Origin of the sequence: Microbacterium sp. WHRI 7836 (assembly GCF_040223885.2) — a bacterium.
In the GTDB taxonomy this organism is placed as follows: Bacteria; Actinomycetota; Actinomycetes; order Actinomycetales; family Microbacteriaceae; genus Microbacterium; species Microbacterium oxydans.
Map to the genome: position 1 here is coordinate 1,784,706 of NZ_CP168171.1, position 25,990 is coordinate 1,810,695.

General features: G+C 68.2%; 23 protein-coding genes. All 23 read left to right on the top strand.

The features are described 5' to 3' along the window. The first annotated feature begins 14 nt into the window (after positions 1–14). The 23 genes from ABRP18_RS08540 to metK all read left to right on the top strand — a co-directional run bounded on the left by ABRP18_RS08540 (position 15) and on the right by metK (position 25,979). Positions 15–203, top strand: a complete 189-nt coding sequence (locus ABRP18_RS08540) for a hypothetical protein (RefSeq protein ID WP_046747154.1) — start codon at positions 15–17, stop codon at positions 201–203. Positions 204–278: 75 nt separating this feature from the next. Beyond that, positions 279–2,939, top strand: a complete 2,661-nt coding sequence (alaS, locus tag ABRP18_RS08545; protein WP_349884492.1) for an alanine--tRNA ligase — start codon at positions 279–281, stop codon at positions 2,937–2,939. Beyond that, positions 2,936–3,409: a Holliday junction resolvase RuvX gene (gene ruvX / locus ABRP18_RS08550; RefSeq protein WP_046747152.1), complete on the top strand. Its 474-nt coding sequence runs from the start codon at positions 2,936–2,938 to the stop codon at positions 3,407–3,409. Before alaS ends, ruvX begins: the two co-directional genes overlap by 4 nt. Positions 3,410–3,411: 2 nt before the next feature. After that, positions 3,412–4,923 carry an endolytic transglycosylase MltG gene (gene mltG, locus ABRP18_RS08555; protein ID WP_349884493.1) on the top strand — a complete coding sequence of 504 codons (1,512 nt, stop codon included), beginning with the start codon at positions 3,412–3,414 and terminating at the stop codon, positions 4,921–4,923. Between the two features lie 4 nt (positions 4,924–4,927). After that, positions 4,928–5,740 carry a shikimate dehydrogenase gene (locus ABRP18_RS08560; protein ID WP_061018707.1) on the top strand — a complete coding sequence of 271 codons (813 nt, stop codon included), beginning with the start codon at positions 4,928–4,930 and terminating at the stop codon, positions 5,738–5,740. A gap of 63 nt (positions 5,741–5,803) precedes the next feature. Further along, positions 5,804–7,033 carry a chorismate synthase gene (gene aroC, locus ABRP18_RS08565; protein WP_058631207.1) on the top strand — a complete coding sequence of 410 codons (1,230 nt, stop codon included), beginning with the start codon at positions 5,804–5,806 and terminating at the stop codon, positions 7,031–7,033. Beyond that, a complete protein-coding gene (locus tag ABRP18_RS08570) occupies positions 7,017–7,535 on the top strand; it encodes a shikimate kinase (protein WP_058631206.1) in 519 nt (172 codons plus the stop codon). The genes aroC and ABRP18_RS08570 overlap by 17 nt, the downstream gene beginning before the upstream one ends. Continuing rightward, positions 7,532–8,620 (top strand): 3-dehydroquinate synthase, encoded by a 1,089-nt coding sequence (aroB, locus tag ABRP18_RS08575; protein WP_058631205.1) that lies wholly within the window; start codon positions 7,532–7,534, stop codon positions 8,618–8,620. The genes ABRP18_RS08570 and aroB overlap by 4 nt, the downstream gene beginning before the upstream one ends. After that, positions 8,617–9,054, top strand: coding sequence for a type II 3-dehydroquinate dehydratase (locus ABRP18_RS08580; protein WP_046747146.1), 438 nt, complete (start codon positions 8,617–8,619; stop codon positions 9,052–9,054). Before aroB ends, ABRP18_RS08580 begins: the two co-directional genes overlap by 4 nt. A 55-nt stretch (positions 9,055–9,109) precedes the next feature. Beyond that, the gene (gene efp / locus ABRP18_RS08585) at positions 9,110–9,670 is read left to right on the top strand and encodes an elongation factor P (RefSeq protein ID WP_046747145.1); all 561 of its coding nucleotides are present in this window, start codon (positions 9,110–9,112) and stop codon (positions 9,668–9,670) included. 3 nt (positions 9,671–9,673) lie between these two features. Continuing rightward, the gene (gene nusB / locus ABRP18_RS08590; RefSeq protein ID WP_045265339.1) at positions 9,674–10,084 is read left to right on the top strand and encodes a transcription antitermination factor NusB; all 411 of its coding nucleotides are present in this window, start codon (positions 9,674–9,676) and stop codon (positions 10,082–10,084) included. Positions 10,085–10,162: 78 nt separating this feature from the next. After that, the gene (locus ABRP18_RS08595) at positions 10,163–13,123 is read left to right on the top strand and encodes a DEAD/DEAH box helicase (RefSeq protein ID WP_349884494.1); all 2,961 of its coding nucleotides are present in this window, start codon (positions 10,163–10,165) and stop codon (positions 13,121–13,123) included. Between the two features lie 81 nt (positions 13,124–13,204). Further along, a complete protein-coding gene (locus tag ABRP18_RS08600) occupies positions 13,205–14,782 on the top strand; it encodes a Rieske 2Fe-2S domain-containing protein (protein ID WP_349884495.1) in 1,578 nt (525 codons plus the stop codon). An 84-nt stretch (positions 14,783–14,866) separates the two neighbouring features. Then, positions 14,867–15,397: a bifunctional pyr operon transcriptional regulator/uracil phosphoribosyltransferase PyrR gene (pyrR, locus tag ABRP18_RS08605; protein WP_046747142.1), complete on the top strand. Its 531-nt coding sequence runs from the start codon at positions 14,867–14,869 to the stop codon at positions 15,395–15,397. Beyond that, positions 15,394–16,359, top strand: coding sequence for an aspartate carbamoyltransferase catalytic subunit (locus ABRP18_RS08610; protein ID WP_046747141.1), 966 nt, complete (start codon positions 15,394–15,396; stop codon positions 16,357–16,359). The genes pyrR and ABRP18_RS08610 overlap by 4 nt, the downstream gene beginning before the upstream one ends. Next, positions 16,356–17,660, top strand: coding sequence for a dihydroorotase (locus tag ABRP18_RS08615; RefSeq protein WP_058631202.1), 1,305 nt, complete (start codon positions 16,356–16,358; stop codon positions 17,658–17,660). The genes ABRP18_RS08610 and ABRP18_RS08615 overlap by 4 nt, the downstream gene beginning before the upstream one ends. Then, the gene (locus ABRP18_RS08620) at positions 17,657–18,169 is read left to right on the top strand and encodes a hypothetical protein (RefSeq protein WP_046747139.1); all 513 of its coding nucleotides are present in this window, start codon (positions 17,657–17,659) and stop codon (positions 18,167–18,169) included. The genes ABRP18_RS08615 and ABRP18_RS08620 overlap by 4 nt, the downstream gene beginning before the upstream one ends. After that, positions 18,166–19,344, top strand: a complete 1,179-nt coding sequence (carA, locus tag ABRP18_RS08625) for a glutamine-hydrolyzing carbamoyl-phosphate synthase small subunit (protein WP_046747138.1) — start codon at positions 18,166–18,168, stop codon at positions 19,342–19,344. The genes ABRP18_RS08620 and carA overlap by 4 nt, the downstream gene beginning before the upstream one ends. After that, positions 19,344–22,631, top strand: a complete 3,288-nt coding sequence (carB, locus tag ABRP18_RS08630) for a carbamoyl-phosphate synthase large subunit (RefSeq protein WP_046747137.1) — start codon at positions 19,344–19,346, stop codon at positions 22,629–22,631. The genes carA and carB overlap by 1 nt, the downstream gene beginning before the upstream one ends. Then, a complete protein-coding gene (gene pyrF / locus ABRP18_RS08635; protein WP_141369551.1) occupies positions 22,628–23,473 on the top strand; it encodes an orotidine-5'-phosphate decarboxylase in 846 nt (281 codons plus the stop codon). The genes carB and pyrF overlap by 4 nt, the downstream gene beginning before the upstream one ends. After that, a complete protein-coding gene (gmk, locus tag ABRP18_RS08640; protein WP_058631200.1) occupies positions 23,466–24,377 on the top strand; it encodes a guanylate kinase in 912 nt (303 codons plus the stop codon). Before pyrF ends, gmk begins: the two co-directional genes overlap by 8 nt. 65 nt (positions 24,378–24,442) lie before the next feature. Beyond that, positions 24,443–24,697: a DNA-directed RNA polymerase subunit omega gene (gene rpoZ, locus ABRP18_RS08645; protein ID WP_017204385.1), complete on the top strand. Its 255-nt coding sequence runs from the start codon at positions 24,443–24,445 to the stop codon at positions 24,695–24,697. An 88-nt stretch (positions 24,698–24,785) separates the two neighbouring features. After that, entirely contained in the window at positions 24,786–25,979 is a 1,194-nt protein-coding gene (gene metK, locus ABRP18_RS08650; protein WP_046747134.1) for a methionine adenosyltransferase, read from the top strand. Positions 25,980–25,990 lie beyond the last annotated feature (11 nt).

Genomic DNA, 25,990 nt, shown 5'->3' on the forward strand with positions numbered 1-25,990 from the left:
GCAAGGATGGCGTCATGAAGAAGTTGCAGTGGTTCCTGATCGGAGTGATCGGCGGCTTCGTCGCGGCCCATTTCATGAACAAGGACCCGCGGGGTCGTGACATCCTCGCCGAGGTCGATGCCCGCATCAACGGCTTCACCTCCCTGATCGGCGACGCCTACCGCGCCGAAGACGCTCGGCTTGCAGAGCCCGAACAGAACTGACACCTCCTGCGCGCCTCGCGCAGCATCGCTCAACGCGACCATCCCTCCACGCGACCTAGGACACCTGGCACCCCTATGAAAACTGCGGAAATCGCGCAGCGTTACCTCGACTTCTTCGAGAAGAACGACCACCTCATCGTCCCCTCCGCCTCTCTGGTCAGCGACGATCCTTCCCTGCTGTTCACCGTCGCCGGAATGGTGCCGATGATCCCGTACCTCACCGGGGTCGTGCCCGCTCCGCACCCGCGCATCGCGGACGTGCAGAAGTGCATCCGCACCAACGACATCGAAGAGGTGGGCCGCACCGCCCGTCACGGCACGTTCTTCCAGATGCTCGGCAACTGGTCCTTCGGCGACTACTTCAAGGAAGGCGCGATCCGTTACGCCTGGGAGCTGCTGACCAGCGCGGAGTCCGACGGCGGTCTCGGCTTCGACGAGAAGGACCTCTGGGTCACGGTCTACGAGACCGATGACGAGGCCGAAGCGATCTGGCGCGACATCATCGGGCTCAAGCCCAAGCGCATCCAGCGTCTCGGCCGCGCGGACAACTACTGGAACACCGGTCAGCCGGGCCCGGGTGGCCCCGACTCGGAGATCTTCTTCGATCGTGGCCCCGCTTACGGCAAGGACGGCGGCCCCGCCGTCGACGACTCGCGGTTCCTGGAGATCTGGAACCTCGTGTTCATGCAGGACTTCATCGAGAACATCCGAGGCAAGACCGAGTTCGACATCGTCGGTGAGCTCCCGATGAAGAACATCGACACCGGGATGGGCCTCGAGCGCGTCGCCTTCCTCAAGCAGGGCGTCGACAACATGTACGAGTCCGACCAGGTGCGGCCCGTGCTCGATCGTGCCGTCGAACTCTCCGGACGGCCCTATGGCGTGCAGCATGAGGACGACGTGCGGTTCCGCGTCGTCGCCGACCACGTCCGGTCCTCGCTCATGCTCCTCTCCGACGGAGTCCGCCCCTCCAACGAGGGGCGCGGATACATCCTCCGCCGTCTGATGCGGCGCACGGTCCGTTCGATGCGGCTGCTCGGCGTCGACGAGCCGGTCTTCCCCGAGCTCTTCGCCGCGTCGCGCGACGTGATGAAGACCACCTACCCTGAGCTCGAGAAGGACTGGCCGGTGCTCTCGGCGTCGGCGTTCGCCGAGGAGGAGACGTTCCGTCGCACCCTCGTCGCCGGCTCCACGATCCTCGACCTCGCGCTCGACGAGACCAGGAAGGGCGGCGGGAAGACGCTGAGCGGGCCGGAGGCGTTCCTTCTGCACGACACCTACGGTTTCCCCATCGACCTCACGCTCGAGGTCGCCGAGGAGGCGGGGCTGGACGTCGACCGTGCCGCCTTCGACGATCTCATGCAGGAGCAGCGTCAGCGCGCCAAGGACGACGCCCGCAACCGCAAGCGGCAGCTCGCCGATGTGTCGGTCTACCGTGAACTGCGCGCCCTGGGCGAGACCGGATTCGACGGGTACACGGCGCTCGAGGTCGAGTCGCGTGTGCTCGGACTCCTCGTCGACGGCGTTCCGGTGCGCAGCGCCGCCGAGGGTCAGATCGCCGAGGTCGTGCTGGCCGAGACGACGCTGTATGCAGAGTCCGGCGGCCAGGTCGCTGACAAGGGCACGATCGTTGGCCCGGGCTACGTCCTCGAAGTGCTGGATGTGCAGAAGCCGGTTCCCGGTCTGATCAGCCACACCGTCGAGGTCACGCGCGGAAGCGTCGCCGTCGACGACATCGCGACCACGGTCGTCGATGCCGCGAACCGCCGTGCCGCCCGCCAGGCGCACTCGGCGACGCACCTCGTGCACGCCGCGCTCCGCGACACGCTCGGTCCGACGGCGACGCAGGCAGGATCGTTGAACCGCGCCGGCTACATGCGCTTCGACTTCGCGTGGTCGCAGGCGCTCTCGGCAGACACCCGAAGCGAGATCGAGGAGATCACGAACCGCGCGGTGCAGGACTCGCTCGAAGTGACCACGCGCATCGTCTCGCTCGACGAGGCCAAGGAAGCCGGGGCCATGGCCCTGTTCGGCGAGAAGTACGGCGACGTGGTGCGCATGGTCGACATCGGCGGCCCGTGGTCCCGCGAGCTGTGCGCGGGTACGCACGTGAGCACGAGTGCCGAGATCGGACTGGTGAGCCTGGTCGGCGAGTCGTCGGTCGGGGCATCGAACCGCCGTATCGAGGCGCTCGTCGGCGCCGATGCCTTCCGCGAGCTCGCCGCTGAGCGTGCCATCGTGTCGCAGCTCACCAGTTCGTTGAAGACTCCTCGCGAGCAGCTGCCCGAGCGTATCGCCGATCTGACCGCGAGCCTCAAGGCGGCGGAGAAGCGCATCGCGCAGTTCGAGGCGAAGGAGCGGGCGGGTCAGGTCCCGTCGATCGTCGAGGCTGCGACGCGCGTCGGAGAGTTCCGTCTGGCTGCGCAGAACCTCGGTGACGTGGCTTCTGCGGATGACGTGCGCGATCTCGTCAACGGTGTCCGTGATCGGCTCGGTTCTGAGGCGGCTGTCGTGGCACTGGGCGCCGTGGTCAACGGACGCCCGGTCGTGGTCGTCGCCACCAACGAGGCGGCGCGGTCGGCCGGCGCGAAGGCCGGTGCGCTGGCGAAGCGCGCAGCCGGCGTGCTCGGCGGCGGCGGCGGCGGACGAGACGACGTCGCACAGGGCGGTGGAGCGGATGTCGCCGCACTCCCCGCGGCGCTCGACGCCATCTCCCAGGAGCTGCACAGCGCGTGAGCGGGTTCCGTCGCGGAGTGCGTCTCGGCATCGACGTGGGAAGAGCGAGGGTCGGTGTCGCGCGCTCCGATCCCGACGGGATGCTCGCGGTGCCGGTGGAGACCGTGCCGCGGGATGACGCCTCGATCGACCGCATCGTCCAGATCGCACAGGAGTACGACCTGTTGGAGTTCGTCGTCGGATTGCCAGTGAACATGCAGGGAACGGACACCCCCTCGACGACGGATGCCCGCGAGTTCGCGGCCGCGCTCCAGGTGCGCAGTGGGCTCCCGGTGCGGCTCGTGGACGAACGGCTGAGCACCGTGACCGCCCACGCGGCATTGCGCAGTTCCGGGAGATCTCAGAAGAAGTCTCGTAGCATTGTGGATCAGGTCGCCGCCGTGGTGCTTCTGCAGCAGGCGATCGACATGGAGAAGAGCACCGGAAACCCGGCCGGTGCCACCATCTCGCCTGACGAGGAGCACGCCTGACGATGTCTGAACGTGACAGCGCCACACCCGAGCCCGACACCGATGCCCGGCTGGGGGACCTGTTCGAGAATCTGCCCGAACCGACGAGACAGATTCCGACCGTGGACGACAGCGCGCCTGCTCCCGGATCGCGACGTGCCGCGAGGGAAGCGGCCTCGGGGGAGGGGACGGCCACACCGGCCCGCGGCACCGCCGGCCCGGCGGCGCAGCCTTCGAGCGCGCCGGTGCGAGCCTCTGCCGATGACGCCGTCGGCGCGGACGCGTCGGCACCGTCTCCGATTCCGGTGCGGGCCTCTGCTGACGCGGCTGACGCGACGACACGGGCACAAGCCGAGGCCGTCCCGGCGTCGGCTCCCGTCGCCGATGCAGCGGGACCCGCGATCGGCGGTGGCCTCGACGCCCTCTTCGTCCCCCACGATGAGAACGTCGACGCGAAGCCCAAGAAGAAGAAGCGGCGGAAGGGCTGCTTGATCGCGCTCGTGATCGTTCTCGCGATCTTCGGCGGGATCGCCGCCGGCGGCGCGTGGGTGTGGAACACCTACGGCGACAAGATCAGTGATGCGATGGGGTGGGGCGAGTCGAAGGATTGGGAGCCCGGGCTGGCCAACGGCGAAGCCCTCGTCACCATCAAGCAGGGGGACACCGGGGGTCCTGTGTCCACCGCCCTCTATGAAGCCGGTGTGACGAAGACCGAAGACGTCTTCTACGACTACATCGTCGACGAGAACCTCGCCGTGACCTTCTATCCGGGCGTGTACCGCCTACAGAAGAAGATGACGGCAGAAGCCGCCCTTGCGGCGCTGAAGGACGATGGCAACAAGATGGCCAACGCCGTCTCCGTCTCCGAGGGCGGGACGATCGTCTCGTCGCTCCCCGGTATGGCTGAGACGCTCGGTCTTCCGCTGGCCGACTTCGAAGCGGCGGTTCAGGATCCTTCGGCGTACGGAGTGGACGCACCGAGTCTGGAAGGCTGGCTGTTCCCCGCGGTGTACGAGTTCGACCCGGGAGTCACGGCGCCGCAGGTGATCCAGCGCATGGTGGACCGCACGCGGGAATCGCTCGACGCGGCAGGCGTGCCCGCCGCCGATGCGGAGCGGATCCTCACGATCGCGTCGATCATCCAGCGCGAAGGCCGGCTCGACGACTTCGCGAAGGTGTCGAGGGTCATCCAGAACCGTCTCGACATCGACATGAAGCTGCAGATGGACTCGACGGCGCAGTACGGGTACGGCTCGCTGCATGAGGGGGTCGTCTCGAGCTCCAAGGAAGCTCTGGAGGACGACAACGACTGGAACACCTATGTGCGCACCGGTCTGCCGCTCACGCCCATCGCCAGCCCGAGCGATGCCGCCATCAAGGCCGCGATCGCGCCCGCCGACGGCCCGTGGCTGTACTTCGTCACGATCAACCTGGCGACGGGGGAGACGCAGTTCTCCGAGACGATGGCCGAGCACGAGCAGGGCATCGAGAAATGGCGCGAGTGGTGCCGGGCGAACCCCGACGCCGGTTGTTGAGCCGGTGACGCGCTCTCGTCTGGCGGTCTGGGGCGATCCCATCGGGCATTCCAAGTCGCCTGCGCTCCATGCCGCTGCATATCGCGTGCTCGGACTCGACTGGGTCTATGGCCGGCGTCAAGTCGCCGCTGAGGAGTTCGAGCCGGCACTCGCGGGGCTGGACGACACGTGGCGCGGCCTCTCGCTGACCATGCCCCTGAAGGAGGCGGCGTTCCGTGCGGCGGTGACGGTCGATCGTCACGCAGAGCTGACCGGAGCGGTCAACACGCTCCTGTTGGGGGAGCATCTCGCCGGTTTCAACACCGATGTGGGTGGCATCGTCGACGCTCTCACCGAGGCCGACGTGCCCGAGGCGGGGCAGGTGCGCATCCTCGGCGCGGGAGCCACGGCGTCGTCCGCACTCGTCGCCGCCTCCGAGCTCGGCGCCGTGCGTGTCGACGTCCGAGCGCGGCGCCCCGAAGCCGCTGCCGCACTCGTGGAACTCGGTGAACGGCTCGGAGTGATCGTCGACGTCGACTCCTTCGACGCGCCGCTGACTGACGTGGACCTCACCGTGGCGACGCTGCCCGGAGGCGCTGAGCTCTCCGCGGATGTCGCCGCAGCACTGGCCGCGTCAGGCGGAGTCCTGTTCGATGTGGCGTACGCACCCTGGCCATCTGCCCTCGCCGCGCTGTGGGGCGGAGACCGTGCCATCTCCGGACTCGGCATGCTGCTGCACCAGGCCGTGCGCCAGATCCGCATCTTCCGGAACGGAGATCCGGCGATCGCGCTGCAGGACGAGGACTCTGTGATCGCCGCCATGCGCGCCGCTCTCTGAGACGGTCGGCGCGGACGACGAAACGCGGCGCGGGGCAGGTCGAACCCGTGGGAGACTGGAGCAATGCTCCGCGTGCTCACGGCCGGCGAATCGCACGGCCCAGAACTCATCGCCGTCATGGAGGGACTGCCCTCCGGCGTCCCTGTGTCCTCCGAGGCCATCCAGGCCGATCTGGCTCGGCGCAAGCTGGGCTACGGTCGCGGTTCACGGATGAAGTTCGAGCAGGACGAGCTGACGATCTCGGGCGGCGTGCGACACGGGAAGAGCCTCGGCAGTCCGATCGCGCTCCGGATCGGCAACACCGAGTGGCCGAAGTGGATCGAGGTCATGAACCCCGAGCCGGTGGAGCTCACGGACAAGTCCCGTGGCCGCAGCGCACCCCTCACGCGTCCACGTCCTGGTCACGCCGACCTCGTCGGCATGCAGAAGTACGACTTCGACGAGGCCCGTCCGATCCTCGAGAGGGCGAGCGCCAGGGAGACCGCCGCACGCGTCGCACTCGGTGCGATCGCCCGTTCGTTCCTCGGCGAGCTCGGTATCCGGCTCGTCAGCCACACGTTGTCGATCGGTCCGGTCCGCGTGCCGGAGGGATCTTCGCTGCCCACACCGGACGACGTGGATGCTCTGGACGCGGATCCGCTCCGGTGCTTCGACCCGACGACCTCCGCGCTGATGGTCGCTGAGGTGGACGACGCCAAGAAGGACGGCGACACCCTCGGTGGCATCGTCGAGGTCCTCGCGTACGGGCTGCCGCCCGGACTGGGCTCCCACGTGCACTGGGACCGTCGCCTGGACGCGCGCCTCGCGCAGGCGCTCATGAGCATCCAGGCCATCAAGGGGGTCGAGGTCGGCGACGGCTTCGAGACCACGCGCCGACGGGGGTCTGCGGCGCACGACGAGCTCTTCGCCACCGCCGAGGGCATCACCCGCGGTTCCGATCGAGCCGGTGGCACCGAGGGCGGCATGTCGACGGGGACGGTGCTCCGCGTGCGCGCAGGGATGAAGCCGATCGCCACCGTGCCGCATGCGCTGCGGACGATCGACATCTCCACCGGAGACGATGCCACCGCCCACCACCAGCGATCCGACGTGTGCGCCGTGCCTGCGGCGGGCGTCGTCGCCGAGGCCATGGTCGCGGTCGAGCTCGCGAACGCCGTGCTGGAGAAGTTCGGCGGAGACAGCATCCGCGAGACCCGTCGCAACCTTGACGGATACCTGGCTGGCATCCCCGAAGAGCTGCGCACGACCCCCGCGTCCGAGGCGGCGCTCATCGCGCATGACGAGCGCGGCTGATCCGCTGACGCTGGTGCTGGTCGGTCCGATGGCCGCCGGCAAGACCAGTGTCGGTAGGCGGGTGGCGCGTCGGCTCGGAGTCGACTTCATCGACACCGACAAGCGGATCGTCGCCGCTCACGGTCCGATCTCGGTGATCTTCGAGCAGCACGGCGAGGAGCACTTCCGCGACCTCGAGCGGGCGGCCGTGGCCGAGGCGCTCTCCGAAGGGGGAGTGATATCGCTCGGCGGAGGCGCGGTGACGAAGGCCGCGACGCGGGATCTGCTCGCCGAGCATCCGGTGGTGTTCCTGACCGTGAGTCCCGAGGCCGTCGCCGATCGGCTGCGCGGCAGCAGCCGTCCGCTGCTGGCGGGGGAGGACCCGCTGGAGCGCTGGAAGAAGATCTTCGAGGAGCGTCGAGGGTGGTACGACGAGGTCTCCTCGGCCACCTTCGACACCTCACGTCGTCCGATGCAGAAGATCGCGGACGACATCGTGGCATGGAGGAGAGAGCAGCGATGAGCACGACGACCATCAGCGTCACCGGAGACGACGCCTACGACATCACGGTCGGACGGGGGATCCTCGATCGGGTCTCGGCCGCGCTCGCACCGGGGGTGCGCAAGGTGCTCGTCGTGCACCCGCCGACCCTCGCGGCCCGCGCTGCCGAACTGCGCGACCGCCTCCTCGCCGATGCTGCCGATGGGCCGCGCGAGGTGCTCCTCGCCGAGATCCCCGATGCCGAGCAGGGCAAGCGGATCGAGGTCGCCGCCTTCTGCTGGCAGGTCATGGGTCAGGCCGACTTCACGCGTTCCGATGCCGTGATCGGCTACGGCGGGGGCTCCGTCACCGACCTCGCCGGCTTCGTCGCCGCGACCTGGCTCCGCGGCGTGCAGCTCATCCAGGTGCCGACGACCGTTCTCGGACTGGTGGACGCGGCTGTCGGCGGCAAGACAGGTGTCAACACGGCCGAGGGCAAGAACCTCGTCGGAGCGTTCTGGGCACCGACGGCTGTGGTCGGAGACCTCGACGAACTCGCCAGCCTGAGCCCGAACGAGGCGACGGCGGGCTTCGCGGAGGTCGTGAAGGCCGGCTTCATCTGGGCGCCCGAGATCCTCGACATCGTCGAAGCAGATCCCGCACGCGCCGTGGACCCGACGACCGAGGAGTTCCGTCGTGCCGTCGAGCTCGCGATCCGGATGAAGGCCGAGGTCGTGTCGGACGACTTCCGCGAGGCCGGACTGCGGGAGATCCTCAACTACGGCCACACACTCGGCCACGCGATCGAGCACGCGGAGCGCTACCGGTGGCGTCACGGCGCCGCGATCTCGGTCGGCATGCTGTACGCGGCCGAGCTCTCGCGTCTCGCGGGACGGCTGTCGGACACGGCAGCCGAGCGCCACCGCACCATCCTGGAATCGCTGGGACTTCCGACGTCGTACCGTGCCGGTGCCTGGCCGCAGCTGCTCGCCACGATGCAGCGCGACAAGAAGAGCCGCGGAGGCATGCTGCGGTTCATCCTGCTCGACGACATCGCGAAGCCGACGGTGCTGCAGGCCCCGGACGAATCGCTGATGTTCGCCGCCTACCAGGAGGTGGGCGCGTGACCCGACGCATCCTCCTCGTCAACGGGCCGAACCTGAATCTGCTCGGCTCGCGCGAACCGGAGATCTACGGCACCGCGACGCTCGCCGACGTCGAGCGCCTCACCGCCGATGCCGCGGCGGACGTGGGCTTCGAGGTGCGCGCAGTGCAGAGCAATCACGAGGGGGTGCTGATCGACGCGATCCACGCGGCACGCGAAGACTGCGTGGCCATCGTGATCAATCCGGGCGGACTCACGCACACGTCCGTGGTCCTTCGCGACGCGCTCACCGGAGTGTCCCTGCCCTTCGCCGAGGTGCACATCTCCGACGTCTACGCTCGAGAGGCGTTCCGGCACCACTCGTACCTCGACGACGTCGCCGCCGTGCGCGTCGTCGGGCGCGGAGTGGACGGCTACGCGGACGCCGTGCGGCAGCTCGCAGCACTCATCCCTTAGAATCGACTGTCGGCTCCGCCCGACCCCGCAGACTCACGAACGGAACTCGCAGCGCATGGCATCTACCGCAGACATCAAGAACGGCGTCGTCCTCAGCATCGACGGGCAGCTCTGGAGCGTCATCGAGTTCCAGCACGTCAAGCCCGGCAAGGGCGGTGCGTTCGTGCGCACCAAGCTCAAGAACGTCGTCTCCGGCAAGGTCGTCGACCGCACCTACAACGCCGGCGCGAAGATCGAGATCGAGAACGTCGACCGCCGCGACTACACGTACCTGTACACGGACGGCGACGGCTACGTCTTCATGGATCAGACCGACTTCGACCAGATCACGGTCGGCGCCGCCACGGTCGGCGACGCGAAGAACTTCCTCCTCGAGAACCAGAACGTCACGATCGCCCTGAACAACGGCAACCCGCTGTACATCGACCTGCCGGCGTCGGTGGTCCTCGAGATCACCTACACCGAGCCTGGCCTGCAGGGCGATCGTTCCTCGGCCGGGACCAAGCCCGCCACGCTCGAGACCGGCTACGAGATCCAGGTGCCGCTGTTCGTCGAGAGCGGCACGAAGGTCAAGGTCGACACTCGCACGGGTGACTACCTCGGCCGCGAGAAGTAAGGCGTGAGCGCCCGGACGAAGGCGCGCAAGCGCGCTCTCGACATCCTGTTCTCCTCTGACGTGCGAGGAGACGACCTCGCGGTGACGCTGGCTGCCGAGGCGAAACGCGCGGCGAGCGAGCCCGCCCGTGAGGCCTCGTGGCTGTACGCCCGTGAGATCGTCGACGGCATCATCGACTCGCGCGACGAGATCGACGAGCAGATCACGACCCACAGCAGGGACTGGAAGCTCGAGCGGATGCCCGCTGTCGACCGCGCCCTGCTGCGCATCGCCGTGTGGGAGATCCTCCACAACGACGAGGTTCCCACTGCCGTCGCCATCGACGAGGCGGTGGAGCTCGCGAAGGAGTTCTCGACCGACGACTCCGGGGCGTTCGTACACGGCGTCCTCGCGCGGGTGGCCCGAGCCGCCTGATCCGTCGCACACGGCAGCCCTGTCGGTGGCGGCACTGTCGGTGACGGCACTGTCGGCGGTGTCGGAGAGGATGGCTGCATGTCCCTCGCTTCTGACCCGACTCGTCCGGAAGACGCGTCGTCGGCGAACTGGAGGAGCATCCTCGGTCCGGCGCGCGTCGACGCCGACACGCCGCTCGCGCTCGGCATCGAGCTCAGAGTGCGCGACGGCCGCGGGGCGAATCCGTGGGCATCCCGTCCCCAACGGACCGCGACCGCCCGCGACGTCGCGACACGCACAGGCGAGATCCTGCTCGGGATCCGGCCGCTCGAGCAGAGCTCCTCGACCGGGTCCTGGGTGCAGGGGACTGCGACCTGGGACGCGGTACGACGCTCGCCGACGCAGTACGGACGTGATCGCTCACGGTGGTTCGCCGACCTGCTCAGCATCGCGCGTGACACGCTCCTGTCCGGCACGGCCGGCGACTGGCTCGTCGCCGATCTGATCGAGTCAGGGCTCCTCTGGGGACATCTTCGCGCCGCCTCGGAGGTCGGGATCCCTCTCGTCGCCATGCAGAAGAGCACGACCGTCGTGCTCGCCGATCGTGCCGAGATCCGCGCGACCGTCGGACGCGGCGACGACGGGGGTCTCACCGTGCACCCTCACATCGTGATCGACGGGCACGATGCGGAACCCTCCTCGGTGCAGACGATCGGACACAGCGGTGTCTACGAGATCTCCCAGCGGGGGAGTGCGATCAGGGTGACGCTCGCCGAGGTGCCACTCAGCGAGCCGGTGCACGCCCTGCTCGGTGCGAGGACAGGTGTCGAGGTTCCCCCGGGAGACGAGGGCGCGTTCTTCCGTGACGCCTACCCGCTGCTGGCACGTCGGATCGAGGTGCGCCCGACCGGTCGTGTCGAGCTCCCCGCACTGCCCGCCCCGCGCCCGGTGCTCGCGCTGTCATTCCTTAGAGGCGACACCGTCAAGTACATGTTCGAGTGGGAGTATCGCGGCTTCGGAAGGGTTCCGTTCGCGCAGGACGGGGATGCCGTGCGCGACACCGCCGCCGAAGATGTGCTCCGTGAGATTCTGCGTGCGGTGTGGGCCGATCACCTCGGAGAAGAGCTCGCCTCGACAGGCTCGTTCCATGATGTCGCGGCCGCCGAGTTCGTCACACGCCTCGTGCCCGCTCTCGAGGCCGAGGGCGTCGTGGTCGTGGTCTCGGGGCGTCGGAAGACTTATCACGAGCTCACGGGAGAGCCCGAGATCACGGTGTCGACCGTGGAGAGCAGCGACCGGGACTGGTTCGATCTCGGAGTCCTGGTCAAGATCGACGGACGCACCATCCCGTTCGAACCGCTGTTCACGGCGCTCAGCAAGGGCCGGAAGAAGCTCCTCCTCGTCGACGGCAGCTACTTCTCGCTGAATCATCGTGCCCTCGATCGGCTGCGCGAGCTGATCGACGAGGCAGGGGAGCTCGAGGAATGGGAGACCGGCCCGCGGATCAGCCGCTACCAGACGGACCTCTGGGAGGAGTTCGAAGACCTCGCGGATGAAGCTCTGCCCGCCGTCACCTGGCGCGCGACCGCCGAGGGCCTGCGCACCGCCGCCTCGGTGCCTGTCGTCGCCGTGCCGTCGGGTATCACTGCCGACCTCCGTCCTTACCAGCGTGAAGGGCTGGACTGGCTCGTCTTCCTGTGGAGCCATCGCCTCGGTGGCATCCTCGCCGACGACATGGGTCTCGGCAAGACGCTCCAACTGCTGGCACTCATCGTGCACGCGCGGGAAGCGGGGGAGCGGCGGCCCTTCCTCGTGGTGGTTCCCACCTCGGTGCTCGCCACCTGGCGCAACGAGGCGGCGCGGTTCGCCCCGACCTTGCGGGTGCTACTGCGGGGGTCCACACAGGGCCCGTCCCTCGACGAGGGCATCCGTGGGGCCGATGTCGTCATCACGACCTATGCTGTCGCCCGTCTCGACGAGGTCGAGTACGCGGGCATCGACTGGGCGGGTCTGATCCTCGACGAAGCACAGTTCGTGAAGAACCCGGAGACCAAGCTGCACCGGGCCGTCGCCTCCTTCCGAGCGGATGTGACGTTCGCCGTCACCGGAACACCGATGGAGAACAGCCTCAGCGAGCTCTGGGCTCTGCTGAAGCTCACCGCTCCCGGACTCTTCGCCTCTGCACGGAAGTTCCGCGAGCAGTACATCCAGCCGATCGAGCAGGGCAAGGTGCCGGAGAACGAGGAGGGCGGAGCCTATCGCCAGCGTCGTCTCGAGCAGCTGCGTCGGCGCATCCGACCACTCCTGCTCCGGCGTACGAAGGAGATCGTGGCGCCGGACCTGCCGGCGAAGCAGGAGCAGATCCTCGAGGTCGAACTCAGTGCCTCCCACCGCGCCCTCTACGACGTGGTCCTGCAGCGCGAACGCCAGAAGGTCCTCGGGCTGCTGGAAGACCTCGATCGCCACCGATTCATCGTGTTCCGCTCGCTCACCCTGATGCGCATGCTCAGCCTCGCACCGGCGCTGATCGATCCCGAAGACGCGAAGATCGGCTCCCGCAAGCTCGACGTGCTGATCGAGCGGGTGATCGAGCTGCAGGCGGAAGGCCACCGTGCGCTCGTGTTCAGCCAGTTCACGTCGTTCCTCGACCTGGCCGCGGCCCGCCTCGACGCCGCAGGCATCCCGTACGCGCACCTGGACGGTTCGACGCGGCATCGCCAGCAGGTGGTCGACGGGTTCACGTCCGGCGAGCAGCCCGTGTTCCTGATCAGCCTGAAGGCCGGAGGATTCGGTCTCACCCTGACCGAGGCCGACTACGTGTTCCTGCTCGACCCGTGGTGGAACCCGGCCGCCGAAGCGCAGGCGGTCGACCGCACGCACCGCATCGGCCAGGACAGCCAGGTGTTCGTCTATCGGATGATCGCCACCGGCACGATCGAGGAGAAGGTGCTCGACCTGCAGCGCCGCAAGGCACGGCTGTTCACCGCGGTACTGGACGACGAGGCCCTGTTCGCGCAGTCGCTCTCCGCCGACGATATCCGCGGGCTGTTCGACGGCTGACCGGAATACTCACGGCGGTGCCGACCGGTCGCACAGGGACCCCTCGGTACAATCGAACGGTTCACTTTCGGGAGGAATGCAATGCGGATCACGGGACTCGGCCACGCCGGGATGTTCATCGAGACGGTCGGCGGGAACATCATCTGTGACCCGGTCCTCGGACCGTCGTTCTACGGATCATGGTTCCCGTTCCCCGACAACCGCGGCCTGGACTGGGAGCGCTACGGCCGCGACGCCGACTTCCTCTGGATCTCGCACCGCCACCGCGACCACTTCGACCCGCGCCTCCTCGAGCGGTACATCCGCAAGGACATCGAGGTGCTGCTGCCCGAGTACCCGACGGATGATCTCGAGAAGGACATCCGCGCGCTTGGCTACACGAACATCACCTACGCCCCGGCCGGACAGGTGATCCAGCGGGGCGAGCTGAAGATGATGGTCACGCCGCTCCGAGCGCCCAGCGACGGGCCGATCGGCGACTCCTCGCTGAGCGTCGACGACGGCACCGGCTCGGTGCTGAACCAGAACGACTCGCACCCGCTCGACCTCGAGAAGCTCCTCGACTTCGGCAAGCCCGACGCATACTTCACCCAGGTGTCCGGCGCGATCTGGTGGCCCATGGTCTACGACCTGCCGCTCGACGCCAAGCAGAACTTCGCCCGACTCAAGCGCGAGGCGCAGAACAAGCGCGCCATGTACTACATCGAGAAGGTCGACGCCCCGCATGTCTTCCCGATGGCAGGGCCGCCCATGTTCCTTCGCGACGACCTGTTCGACTTCAACGGACTCGGAAAGAACGGCGAGTCGATCTTCACGGACCAGAAGCAGTTCCTCGCGCATATGAAGGAGCTCGCTCCGCAGTACGACGGACAGCTCTTCATCCCCGGCACCGTCGTCACGGTCGAGGGTGGAGAGGTGACGAGCGAGCAGACCCTGTACACCGAAGCGGAGATCGCCCACATCTTCGACGAGAAGTGGGAGTATCTCGAAGAGCAGCGCGCATCCCGTCAACAGGAGATCCGCGACGAGGAGGCCTCCCGCGCCGAGATCATCCCGCCGGCCGAGATGCTGGCTGCGATCAAGGAGTGGTGGGAGCCGCTGCTGAAGAAGTCCCGCACGATCCGACTCGGCGTCGGCGGATGCGTCCGCTTCCGCATCGGCGAGCTGGACATGGTGGTCGACTTCCCCCGCGCCAAGGTCCGCGAGTACGCGGGCGAGGAGTGCATCTACTGGTACACGATCCCCGCCGATCTGGTCTCGACGAACATCGTCGACCACGAGATCGACTGGTCGAACTCGATCTTCCTCTCGATGCAGTTCTCGGTGGGCCGCAGCGGCAAGTTCAACGAGTTCCTCACCACGTTCCTCAAGTGCCTCTCGGTCGACCGGATCGAGTACGTCGAGAACTGGTACCAGGAGCAGACCGACCAGACGGAGGACGCCGAGATCGGCGACTGGGTCGTGCAGCGCCGCTGCCCCCATCTGCGCGCCGACCTCACCAAGACCGGCAAGGTCGACGAGGACGGCATCCTCACGTGCAGCATGCACGACTGGAAGTGGGACCTGAAGACGGGACGCTGCCTGTCCACGGCCGGGCACCCGATCCGTTCCTCCAAGATCGACGAGGTCACCGATCCCGTGCTGCAGGAGGCGAGCTGATCAGCGGAGGCCTGAGCGCTCCGATAGACTGACATCACAAGCAACCTTTAACACCGTCCTGTGAGGCGGAGAAGGGAGCGGCCGATGAGCATGCGCACTGTGCTGCACGAAGCCGACATCTCACGAGCGCTGACCCGGATCGCGCACGAGATCCTCGAATCCAATCGAGGCGCCGAGAACCTCGTCCTGCTGGGGATACCTACCCGCGGCGTCACTCTCGCCCATCGCCTCGGCCTGCTGATCAGCGAGATCGCGCAGCAGTCCGTCCCGGTCGGCTCCCTCGATGTGACGCTGTTCCGCGACGACCTCGCGAAGCACCCGACCCGCTCGCCGCAGCCGACGGAGATCCCTGTCGGGGGCATCGACGGCAAGACCGTGGTGCTCGTGGACGACGTGCTGTTCTCGGGCCGCAGCATCCGCGCGGCGCTGGACGCGATCCAGTCGATCGGACGCCCCTCCGTCGTGCGCCTGGCGATCCTCGTCGACCGCGGACATCGGGAGCTCCCGATCCGCCCCGACTTCGTCGGCAAGAACATCCCCTCGGCCCGCACGGAGCGGGTCAACGTGCGCCTCTTCGAGAACGACGGGGCGGAGGAGGTGACGATCGGCGAATGAGACACCTCCTCGACACCCGCACCCTCGACAGGACCACCGCGCTTCGCATCCTCGACGTCGCCGAGGACATGTCCGACACGCAGTCGCGCGAGGTCAAGAAACTCCCGACGCTGCGGGGCAAGACCGTGGTGAACCTCTTCTTCGAGGACTCCACCCGTACGCGCATCTCGTTCGAGGCCGCTGCCAAGCGCCTTTCCGCCGACGTGATCAACTTCGCCGCCAAGGGATCCAGCGTCTCCAAGGGCGAGAGCCTCAAGGACACCGCCCAGACGCTCGAGGCCATCGGCGCCGATGCGGTCGTGGTCCGGCACCCGGGTTCCGGCGCCCCGCAGACCCTCGCCACCAGCGGCTGGATATCGGCCGGTGTGGTGAACGCCGGAGACGGCACCCACGAGCACCCCACGCAGGCGCTGCTCGACGCCTTCACGATCCGCAAGCGCCGTTTCGGTGCCGAAAGCCGCGGACGGGATCTCAGCGGACTGCGTGTGGTGATCGTCGGCGATGTCCTGCATTCGCGGGTCGCACGGTCCAACGTCTGGCTGCTCACCACGCTCGGCGCGGACGTCACCCTGGTCGCGCCGCCGACGCTGGTTCCGCAGAACGTGTCGCTCTGGCCGGTCCGGGTCGTCTACGACCTCGACGAGGCGCTGGCGGACGAGCCGGATGCCGTCATGATGCTCCGCATTCAGCTGGAACGCATGAATGCCGCGTATTTCCCGACTGAGCGGGAGTATTCCCGCCGCTGGGGTCTTGACGCACGGCGTGTGGCCGCGCTTCCGGGCGGTAGCATTGTGATGCACCCCGGACCCATGAACCGGGGACTGGAGATCTCCTCCGAAGCTGCTGATTCCGCCCGTTCGACGGTGCTGGAACAGGTCACCAACGGAGTATCCGTCCGCATGGCGGTGCTGTACCTGCTGCTCGCAGGAGAACGAGACGACGAACGAGGGGGAGACCTGTGAACGAGACCCTCGTCATCACCGGTGCGCAGCTGCTCGGTGCCGAGAGCGCCGACATCATCATCGAGGGCGGGCGGATCGCCGAGATCGGGACGGGTCTCACCCGCACCGGTGCGCGCGTGATCGACGCTGCGGGCCTGGTCGCGCTGCCGGGGCTCGTCGACCTGCACACCCACCTGCGCGAACCCGGCTACGAGGCGTCGGAGACGATTCTCACCGGTACCAGGGCGGCCGCCGCCGGCGGGTTCACCGCGGTGTTCGCGATGCCGAACACCTCGCCCGTCGCCGACACGGCGGGGGTGGTCGAGCAGGAGCTCGCCCTCGGCGAGGCTGCCGGCTACGCGACGGTGCAGCCCATCGGGGCCGTCACCGTGGGACAGAAGGGCGAGCGTCTCGCCGAGCTCGGCGCCATGGCCACCTCGCGCGCCCAGGTGCGCGTCTTCAGCGACGACGGCTTCTGCGTCTTCGACCCGCTCATCATGCGTCGGGCTCTGGAGTATGTGAAGTCCTTCGACGGCGTCATCGCGCAGCACGCCCAGGATCCCCGCCTCACTGAGGGGGCGCAGATGAACGAGGGAACGGTGTCCGCCGAGCTGGGCCTCGCCGGCTGGCCTGCGGTCGCGGAGGAGTCGATCATCGCGCGCGACGTGCTGCTGGCAGAGCACGTCGGCTCGCGGCTGCACGTCTGCCACCTGTCGACGGCGGGGTCCGTCGACATCATCAGGTGGGCAAAGAAGCGCGGCATCAGCGTCACCGCTGAGGTGACGCCGCATCACCTGCTGCTGACGGACGAGCTCGTGCGGGGATACGACGCGCGCTACAAGGTCAACCCGCCCCTGCGCCGGGAAGAGGATGTCCTCGCCGTGCGCGAGGGCCTCGCCGACGGCACGATCGACATCGTCGCGACCGACCACGCGCCGCACCCCAGCGAGCACAAGGCGTGCGAGTGGCAGGCTGCGGCGAACGGAATGGTGGGTCTCGAGAGCGCGCTGCGCGTCGTGCACCAGTCGATGGTGCAGACCGGGCTGCTCGAGTGGGCGGACATCGCGCGCGTGATGAGTGCGGCACCGGCGCGGATCGGACGCCTCTCCGGCCACGGCACACCGCTCGAGGTCGGGCAGCCGGCGCAGCTCACGCTCTACGACGCGTCGGTGGACGGCGTCTTCACCGAAGCAGACCTGCACGGTCGCAGCGTGAACTCGCCCTATCTCGGCCGTGCTCTTCCCGGGCGGGTGGAGTACACGGTGCACGGCGGCGTCCTCACGGTCGACGGGGGCAGCGTCGTCGAGGAGCTCGGCGCATGAGCGCTCGGGATCTCGCCGTCGCGATCACCATCGCGGTCGCCCTCCTGGTGCTGCTGGTGATGCTGCGTGCCTGGCGACGACGAATCCGCCGCGATTCCGTGTTCTCGGCCCCGCTGGGTGTGCCCGAGCATGCGGAGGTCGCCCGCCGCGACGAGGTGCTGTACGTGTCGACGACACGGCACGGACAGCCGCTCGAGCGTCTCGCGGTGTCGCCTCTCGCATACCGGGCCCGCGGTGAGGTAGCCGTCACGGATCGCGGCATCGCTCTCTGCCTCGACGGCACGCCGACGGTCTTCCTGGCGAAAGACCGTCTCGTCGCCGTCGACCGCGCCACGGTCACGATCGACCGTGTCGTCGAGCCGGGTGGTCTCGTGCGCATCGCATGGAACATCGACGACGACACTGTCGTCGACAGCTACCTGCGCGTCGCCACCGGCGAACCTCAGAACCTCATCTCCGACCTGCAGCGGCTCGTCCCCGCCGCCCCCGACACAGGAGCAACGTCATGACACTCTCCACCACCCCCGAGCAGGCCTCAGCGGCCCGGCTCCCCGACCCTGCCGTCCTCGTCCTGGAAGACGGCACCCGCCACATCGGCCGCGCCTACGGTGCCCGTGGGCGCACTCTGGGCGAGGTGGTCTTCTCGACCGGCATGTCCGGCTACCAGGAGACGATCACCGACCCGTCCTACGCGGGGCAGATCGTGCTGCAGACGGCACCGCACATCGGCAACACCGGCATGAACGACGAAGACGCGGAATCGCGTCGCATCTGGGTCGCCGGCTACATCGTCCGCGACCCCTCGAGGGTCGTGTCGAACTGGCGTGCGAACGCCTCGCTCGATGACGTTCTCGTGGAGGACGGCATCGTGGGCATCAGCGGTATCGACACCCGATCGGTCACCCGACACATCCGCTCGGCGGGTTCCATGCGCGGTGGCATCTTCTCCGGTCCGGATGCCGCGCTCGACCCGGAGGAGCAGGTGCGCATCGTCCGCGAGGCTCCCGAGATGGCCGGCCGCAACCTGTCGGCGGAGGTCTCGGTCGACGTCGCCACCGTGACCACGGCACTGGGGGAGCGGATCGGCAACCTCGCCGTGCTCGACCTCGGCGTCAAGCAGGCGACGATCGACAACCTGGCCGCTCGCGGGTTCGAGGTGCACGTGCTTCCGCAGAACGTGACGATCGACGAGATCCGCGCCGTCGATCCCGTCGCCGTCTTCTACTCGAACGGGCCCGGCGACCCCGCGGCATCGGGTGACCACGTCGAGCTGCTGCGCTCGGTGCTCGACGAAGGACTCCCGTTCTTCGGCATCTGCTTCGGCAACCAGCTGCTCGGTCGGGCTCTCGGCCTCGGCACCTACAAGCTGCCGTTCGGACACCGTGGCATCAACCAGCCGGTGCTCGACAAGCAGACGGGCAAGGTCGAGATCACCGCCCACAACCACGGCTTCGCCGTCGAGGCGCCGATCGAGGGCACGTTCGACAGCCCCCACGGCTACGGCAAGGTGGAAGTCAGCCATGTCGGCCTCAACGACAACGTCGTGGAGGGACTCCGCGCCCTCGACATCCCGGCCTTCTCGGTGCAATACCACCCCGAGGCGGCTGCGGGCCCCCACGATGCCAACTACCTCTTCGACAGGTTCCGCGACCTGGTCATCGCCAGCCAGAAGGACTCCAAGTAATGCCCAAGCGCGACGACATCAACTCCGTCCTCGTCATCGGCTCCGGCCCGATCGTCATCGGTCAGGCCTGCGAGTTCGACTACTCCGGCACCCAGGCGTGCCGCGTGCTGCGCGAGGAGGGTGTCAGGGTCATCCTGGTCAATTCCAACCCGGCCACGATCATGACCGATCCGGACTTCGCCGATGCGACGTACATCGAACCGATCACCCCTGAGGTCATCGAGACGATCATCGCCAAGGAGAAGCCGGATGCCATCCTCCCGACACTCGGTGGGCAGACCGCTCTGAACGCGGCCATGGCGCTCGACGAGCGCGGCATCCTCGCGAAGTACGGCGTCGAGCTCATCGGCGCCAAGGTCGATGCGATCAAGAAGGGCGAGGACCGCCAGGTCTTCAAGGAGCTCGTGCTCGAAGCGGGCGCCGACGTCGCGAAGAGCGTCATCGCCCACACCATGGACGACCTCCTCGCCGGTGCCGAGAAGCTCGGCTACCCGCTCGTGGTGCGCCCGTCCTTCACGATGGGCGGCCTCGGTTCCGGCTTCGCCTACGACGAGGAGGACCTGCGTCGTATCGGAGGCGCCGGTCTGCGTGACTCCCCGACGACCGAGGTGCTCCTGGAGGAGTCGATCCTCGGCTGGAAGGAGTACGAGCTCGAGCTCATGCGCGACACGGCCGACAACACGGTCGTCGTCTGCTCGATCGAGAACGTCGACCCGGTCGGCGTGCACACGGGTGACTCGATCACGGTGGCCCCGGCGCTGACCCTCACCGACCGCGAGTACCAGAAGATGCGCGACATCGGCATCGACATCATCCGCGCCGTCGGCGTCGACACCGGCGGTTGCAACATCCAGTTCGCGGTCGACCCGGCGAACGGGCGCATCATCGTGATCGAGATGAACCCGCGCGTCTCGCGCTCGAGCGCCCTCGCCTCGAAGGCCACCGGCTTCCCGATCGCGAAGCTCGCCGCGAAGCTCGCCCTCGGCTACCGCCTCGACGAGATCCCGAACGACATCACCGGGGTCACGCCGGCGAGCTTCGAGCCGACGCTCGACTACGTCGTCGTCAAGGTGCCTCGCTTCGCGTTCGAGAAGTTCCCGGCGGCGGACGCCACGCTCACCACGACCATGAAGTCGGTCGGCGAGGCCATGGCCATCGGCCGCAACTACGCCACCGCGCTGCAGAAGGCGCTGCGCTCGCTCGAGAAGCGCGGCTCCAGCTTCCACTGGGGCGAGGAGACCCGTTCGGTGGAAGAGCTCCTGGAGGTCGCCAAGACGCCGACCGACGGCCGGATCGTCACGCTGCAGCAGGCGCTGCGCAAGGGCGCGACGGTCGAGCAGGCCTTCGAGTCGACGGCCATGGACCCGTGGTTCCTCGACCAGATCGTGCTGATCAACGAGGTCGCGGAGATCGTGCGGACGGCTCCCGAGCTGGACGCCGCGACTCTCCGTTACGCCAAGGAGCACGGTTTCTCCGACGCGCAGCTCGCCGAGCTCCGCGGCACGTCCGAGACCGAGGTCCGCGGCGTCCGCCATGGCCTCGGCATCCGCCCGGTGTACAAGACCGTCGACACGTGCGCCGGCGAGTTCCCCGCACTCACGCCCTACCACTACTCGAGCTACGACTTCGAGACCGAGGTCGCTCCGTCCGAGCGCACCAAGGTGGTCATCATCGGCTCTGGGCCGAACCGCATCGGTCAGGGCGTCGAGTTCGACTACTCGTGCGTGCACGCGTCGTTCGCGCTCTCCGATGCCGGGTTCGAGACCATCATGGTCAACTGCAACCCGGAGACGGTCTCGACCGACTACGACACCTCCGACCGCCTGTACTTCGAGCCGCTGACGCTCGAGGACGTGCTCGAGGTGCTCGACGCGGAGGCGGCGAGCGGCACCATCCTCGGCGTCGTGTGCCAGCTGGGCGGCCAGACGCCGCTGGGACTCGCGAAGGGCATCGAAGCGGCCGGCTACACGGTCCTCGGCACGAGTCCGGAGGCGATCGACCTCGCCGAGGAGCGCGAGCTGTTCTCCCGTCTGCTCGACGAGGCGGGTCTCGTCGCACCGCGCAACGGCACGGCGATCGACGTCGACGGAGCGGTGAGCATCGCCGAGGAGATCGGTTACCCGGTGCTCGTGCGTCCGAGCTTCGTGCTCGGCGGGCGCGGCATGGAGATCGTCTACGACACGGCGTCGCTGCGCGACTACTTCGTGCGCACCGCAGGCGAGGTCGTCATCGAGGAGGGCAAGCCGCTGCTGGTGGACCGATTCCTCGACGATGCGATCGAGCTGGACGTGGACGCCCTCTACGACGGCACCGAGCTGTACATCGGCGGCGTCATGGAGCACCTGGAGGAGGCCGGTATCCATTCCGGCGACTCCAGCTGCACGCTGCCTCCCGTCTCGCTGGGTCGCACGGACGTCGACCGCGTGCGCGAGGCCACCCTCGCCATCGCGAAGGGCGTGGGCGTGCGCGGACTGCTCAACGTGCAGTTCGCCATCAGCGCCGGCGTGCTCTACGTGATCGAGGCGAACCCGCGCGCCAGCCGCACGGTGCCGTTCGTCTCCAAGGCGCTGGGCATCCCGATGGCGAAGGCCGCGAGCCGCATCATGACCGGTTCCACCGTCGCCGAGCTGCGCGCCGAGGGCATGCTGCCGGAGCAGGACGGCTCGCGTGTCCCGCTGGACGCTCCGGTCTCGGTCAAGGAGGCTGTGCTGCCCTTCAAGCGGTTCCGCACCGCCGACGGCAAGACGGTCGATTCCGTGCTCGGACCGGAGATGCGCTCCACCGGCGAGGTCATGGGCATCGACCGTGACTTCCCGACGGCGTTCGCCAAGAGCCAGGCTGCCGCCTACGGGGGCATGCCGACGTCCGGCACCGTGTTCATCTCGGTGGCCGACTCGGACAAGCGTGCGGTCATCCTTCCCGCGCACCGCCTGCAGCAGCTCGGCTTCACGATCGTCGCGACCGAGGGCACCGCGGAGATCCTCTCGCGCAACGGCATCGCCGTGACGGTCGTCGAGAAGTACAGCGAGACGCAGGAGTCGGGCGCCCGGAACATCGTCGACCTCATCAACGACGGGGAGATCGACATCGTCGTGAACACTCCGTCGGGTGGCGCCGCTCGCGCCGACGGCTACGAGATCCGCGCTGCGGCCGTCGCCGCCGACAAGGCGCTGTTCACCACGATCGCCGTGCTCGGCGCAGCGGTGAGCGGAATGGACGCCGCCCATGAGGGCTTCCAGGTGAAGAGCCTCCAGGAGTACGCGCTGGACCGGAAGGCGGCACTGTGAGCCGACGCTTCGGCGAACGCGTACGGGCAGCGCTGCGCGCGCACGGCCCTCTCTGCGTCGGAATCGACCCCCACGCGGCCCTGCTCGCCGCGTGGGGGCTCCCCGACGACGCGCGCGGTGTGCGGGACTTCGGGCTGCGCACGGTCGAGGCGGCCGCGGGGCGAGTGGCTCTCGTGAAGCCCCAGGTGTCGTTCTTCGAGCGCTTCGGCTCGCGGGGCGTCGCCGCGATGGAAGACGTGCTCGCGGCCGCACGGGCGGCCGATCTGCTCGTGATCGCCGATGCCAAGCGCGGGGACATCGGATCGACCATGGGCGACTACGCGCGCGCATGGCTCACACCCGGCTCGCCCTTGGAAGCCGACGCGCTCACCGTCAGCCCCTTCCTCGGCGTGGGCGCCCTCGACGGGGCGTTCGCCCTCGCCGAGGAGCACGGCAAGGGAGTGTTCGTCCTCGCCGCGACCAGCAACCCCGAGGCCGAGGGGCTGCAGCGCGCAGTCACCTCGACAGGTGAGACCGTCTCCGGATCGGTGATCGGCGAGGTCTCCGCCCGCAACGCCGCGCTGGCAGACGCGGGGGAGTGGGGCAGCTTCGGCTTCGTGATCGGCGCGACCGTGGATTGGGACCTCGCGGGAATCCACCCGTTCGGACCCGTGGCTCCCATCCTCGCTCCCGGCTTCGGCGCGCAGGGCGCAACGCCTGCCGACCTCCGGGTGCGCTTCGGGCCCATGTCGGATGCGGTGATCGCGAGCGAGAGCCGCAGCATCCTCGGCGCCGGACCCGATCATCTGGTTGCCACGATCACCGCTCGCGCGGCCGAGTACTTGGAGGTGGCGCGTGCCTGACGCGCAGCGTACGGTTCCCGAGGTCGACAGGGCGGCCGCCGCACGCCGTGCCGTGGAGCGTCGACGCGCGAGAGCGTCGGTGAAACGCGACCTCACGATGCGCGTGGTGACGCCGCAGACGGTACTGCACCGCGCGACGGCGGACGCCGACTCGGTTGAGGGATCGATGCGCATCACCGACTTCCTGCTGGCGCTCCCCGCGATCGGTGCGGGCAAGCGCGACCGCGTGCTGGAAGAGCTGCACATCTCGCCGGTCAAGCGTCTCGGAGGGCTCGGTGCTCGGCAGCGTCGGGTGCTGGAGGCCTGGCTGGACTCCCGGTTCCCGCCCGCGGCTCCCCGCGGCGCACGCAGTCGGCTCTTGGTTCTCGCCGGTCCCACCGCCGTGGGAAAGGGCACGGTCGCCGCGCACATCCGCGAGCACAACCCCGAGATCCACCTCTCGGTCTCGGCCACGACCCGGCCCCCGCGTCCCGGCGAGATCGACGGGGTGCACTACTACTTCGTGGACGACGACGAGTTCGACCGGTTGATCGCCGACGGGGAGCTGCTCGAGTACGCCGTGGTGCACAACCGCTCGCGGTACGGCACGCCGCGGGCGCCGATCGACGCCGCTCTCGCCGAAGGCAAGACGGTACTGCTCGAGATCGACCTGCAGGGCGCGCGTCAGGTGCGTGCCGCCGAACCGGCAGCGACGCTGATCTTCCTGCTGCCTCCGAGCTGGGACGAACTGGTGCATCGACTGGTCGGCAGGGGCACGGAAGACGCCGAGGAAAGGGCCAGGAGGCTGCGTACCGCGAAGGTCGAACTCGCCGCTCAGAACGAGTTCGACCACCTCATCGTGAACGAGGACGTCGCCACTGCGGCCCGCGAGGTCGTAGAATTGTCTACAAGCTCTGCGCGCTGAGCGTCTTCGCGCGCCTTTCGCACCGTCTTCGCGACGATCCCGTCGCCTGATCAGGAGGTCTCACCATGGCCGGACACAACAACGGCATCATCGATCCCCCCATCGACAACCTGCTCGACCGCGTCGACTCGAAGTACGAGCTCGTCATCTACGCCGCGAAGCGCGCGCGTCAGATCAACGACTACTACTCCGACCTGCACGAGGGAAACCTCTTCGACAACGTCGGCCCGCTCGTGGACTCGTCCGTCGAGGACAAGCCGCTCACGATCGCGCTGCACGAGATCAACGAGGACAAGCTCCGCCTTCGTCACGCAGAGTGATATTCCAGGCCGCGCCTCCGTTCTGTCGGAGGCGCGGTCCAGAATGGGTGCAACACCCTCTCTCTGTCCGTCCCGTTCTGGAGTATCGATGAGCGCCCTGCGTCTGTTCACGTCCGAGTCCGTCACCGAGGGACATCCGGACAAGATCTGCGATCAGATCTCCGACAGCATCCTCGACGGGCTCATCGCGAAGGACAAGGGCTCCCGCGTCGCTGTCGAGACGCTCGTCACGACCGGTCTCGTCCACGTGGCCGGCGAGATCCGCACCGAGGCCTACGTCGACATCCCCACGATCGTCCGCCAGGTCGTGAACGGCATCGGCTACACCTCCAGCGACACCGGCTTCGATGGCTCCTCCTGCGGTGTCAGCGTCTCGGTGGGCGAGCAGTCGACCGACATCGCCCACGGCGTCGACAGCGCCCAGGAGCACCGCGACGGGTCTTCTATCGATCCGCTGGACGGGCTCGGTGCCGGCGACCAGGGCATCATGTTCGGCTTCGCCACGAACGAGACGCCGCAGCTGATGCCGATGGCCGCCTGGACGGCACACCGCCTCGCCGAGCGGCTCACCGAGGTGCGTCGCAACGGCCAGCTGCCGTTCCTGCGCCCCGACGGCAAGACACAGGTCACGCTCGGCTACGACGGCTTCACGCCGAAGACCGTCGATGCGGTCGTCGTCTCGACCCAGCACCACCCCGACATCTCGCAGGATGACGTCAAGGCCCAGGTCCGGGAACACGTGATCGATCCCGTGCTCGCGACCACAGGCCTCGACCTCGACGACGTCACCCTGTACATCAACCCCGCCGGGCCCTTCGTCACGGGCGGCCCCAAGGGGGACGCGGGTCTGACCGGGCGCAAGATCATCATCGACACCTACGGCGGAGCCTCGCGTCACGGGGGAGGTGCCTTCAGCGGCAAGGACCCGTCGAAGGTCGACCGGTCCGGCGCGTACGCAACGCGGTGGGTCGCCAAGAACGCCGTCGCCGCGGGGCTGGCCGACCGCCTCGAGGTGCAGGTGGCCTACGCCATCGGCGTCGCACGCCCGGTCGGTCTGTACGTGGAATCGTTCGGCACGGGCAAGGTGTCGGACGAGATCATCACCCGCGCGATCAACGAGGTGTTCGATCTCCGCCCGCAGGCGATCATCGAGCAGCTCGAACTCCTGCGCCCGATCTACGCGCAGACCGCGGCCTACGGGCACTTCGGCCGTGAGCTCCCGGACTTCACCTGGGAGCGCACCGACCGCGTCGAAGAGCTGCGCCGCGCCGCCGGTCTCTGATGGGACCGCGG

Excerpts from the sequence above, each read along its gene's own strand:
- carA (WP_046747138.1), top strand. The coding sequence starts at position 18,166 with ATGACACTCTCCACCACCCCCGAGCAGGCCTCAGCGGCCCGGCTCCCC.
- efp (WP_046747145.1), top strand. The coding sequence starts at position 9,110 with ATGGCATCTACCGCAGACATCAAGAACGGCGTCGTCCTCAGCATCGAC.
- ABRP18_RS08540 (WP_046747154.1), top strand. The coding sequence starts at position 15 with ATGAAGAAGTTGCAGTGGTTCCTGATCGGAGTGATCGGCGGCTTCGTC.
- ABRP18_RS08600 (WP_349884495.1), top strand. The coding sequence starts at position 13,205 with ATGCGGATCACGGGACTCGGCCACGCCGGGATGTTCATCGAGACGGTC.
- metK (WP_046747134.1), top strand. The coding sequence starts at position 24,786 with ATGAGCGCCCTGCGTCTGTTCACGTCCGAGTCCGTCACCGAGGGACAT.
- pyrR (WP_046747142.1), top strand. The coding sequence starts at position 14,867 with ATGAGCATGCGCACTGTGCTGCACGAAGCCGACATCTCACGAGCGCTG.
- ABRP18_RS08610 (WP_046747141.1), top strand. The coding sequence starts at position 15,394 with ATGAGACACCTCCTCGACACCCGCACCCTCGACAGGACCACCGCGCTT.
- carB (WP_046747137.1), top strand. The coding sequence starts at position 19,344 with ATGCCCAAGCGCGACGACATCAACTCCGTCCTCGTCATCGGCTCCGGC.
- ABRP18_RS08620 (WP_046747139.1), top strand. The coding sequence starts at position 17,657 with ATGAGCGCTCGGGATCTCGCCGTCGCGATCACCATCGCGGTCGCCCTC.
- rpoZ (WP_017204385.1), top strand. The coding sequence starts at position 24,443 with ATGGCCGGACACAACAACGGCATCATCGATCCCCCCATCGACAACCTG.
- mltG (WP_349884493.1), top strand. The coding sequence starts at position 3,412 with ATGTCTGAACGTGACAGCGCCACACCCGAGCCCGACACCGATGCCCGG.
- aroC (WP_058631207.1), top strand. The coding sequence starts at position 5,804 with ATGCTCCGCGTGCTCACGGCCGGCGAATCGCACGGCCCAGAACTCATC.
- ABRP18_RS08595 (WP_349884494.1), top strand. The coding sequence starts at position 10,163 with ATGTCCCTCGCTTCTGACCCGACTCGTCCGGAAGACGCGTCGTCGGCG.
- alaS (WP_349884492.1), top strand. The coding sequence starts at position 279 with ATGAAAACTGCGGAAATCGCGCAGCGTTACCTCGACTTCTTCGAGAAG.
- ABRP18_RS08570 (WP_058631206.1), top strand. The coding sequence starts at position 7,017 with ATGACGAGCGCGGCTGATCCGCTGACGCTGGTGCTGGTCGGTCCGATG.
- aroB (WP_058631205.1), top strand. The coding sequence starts at position 7,532 with ATGAGCACGACGACCATCAGCGTCACCGGAGACGACGCCTACGACATC.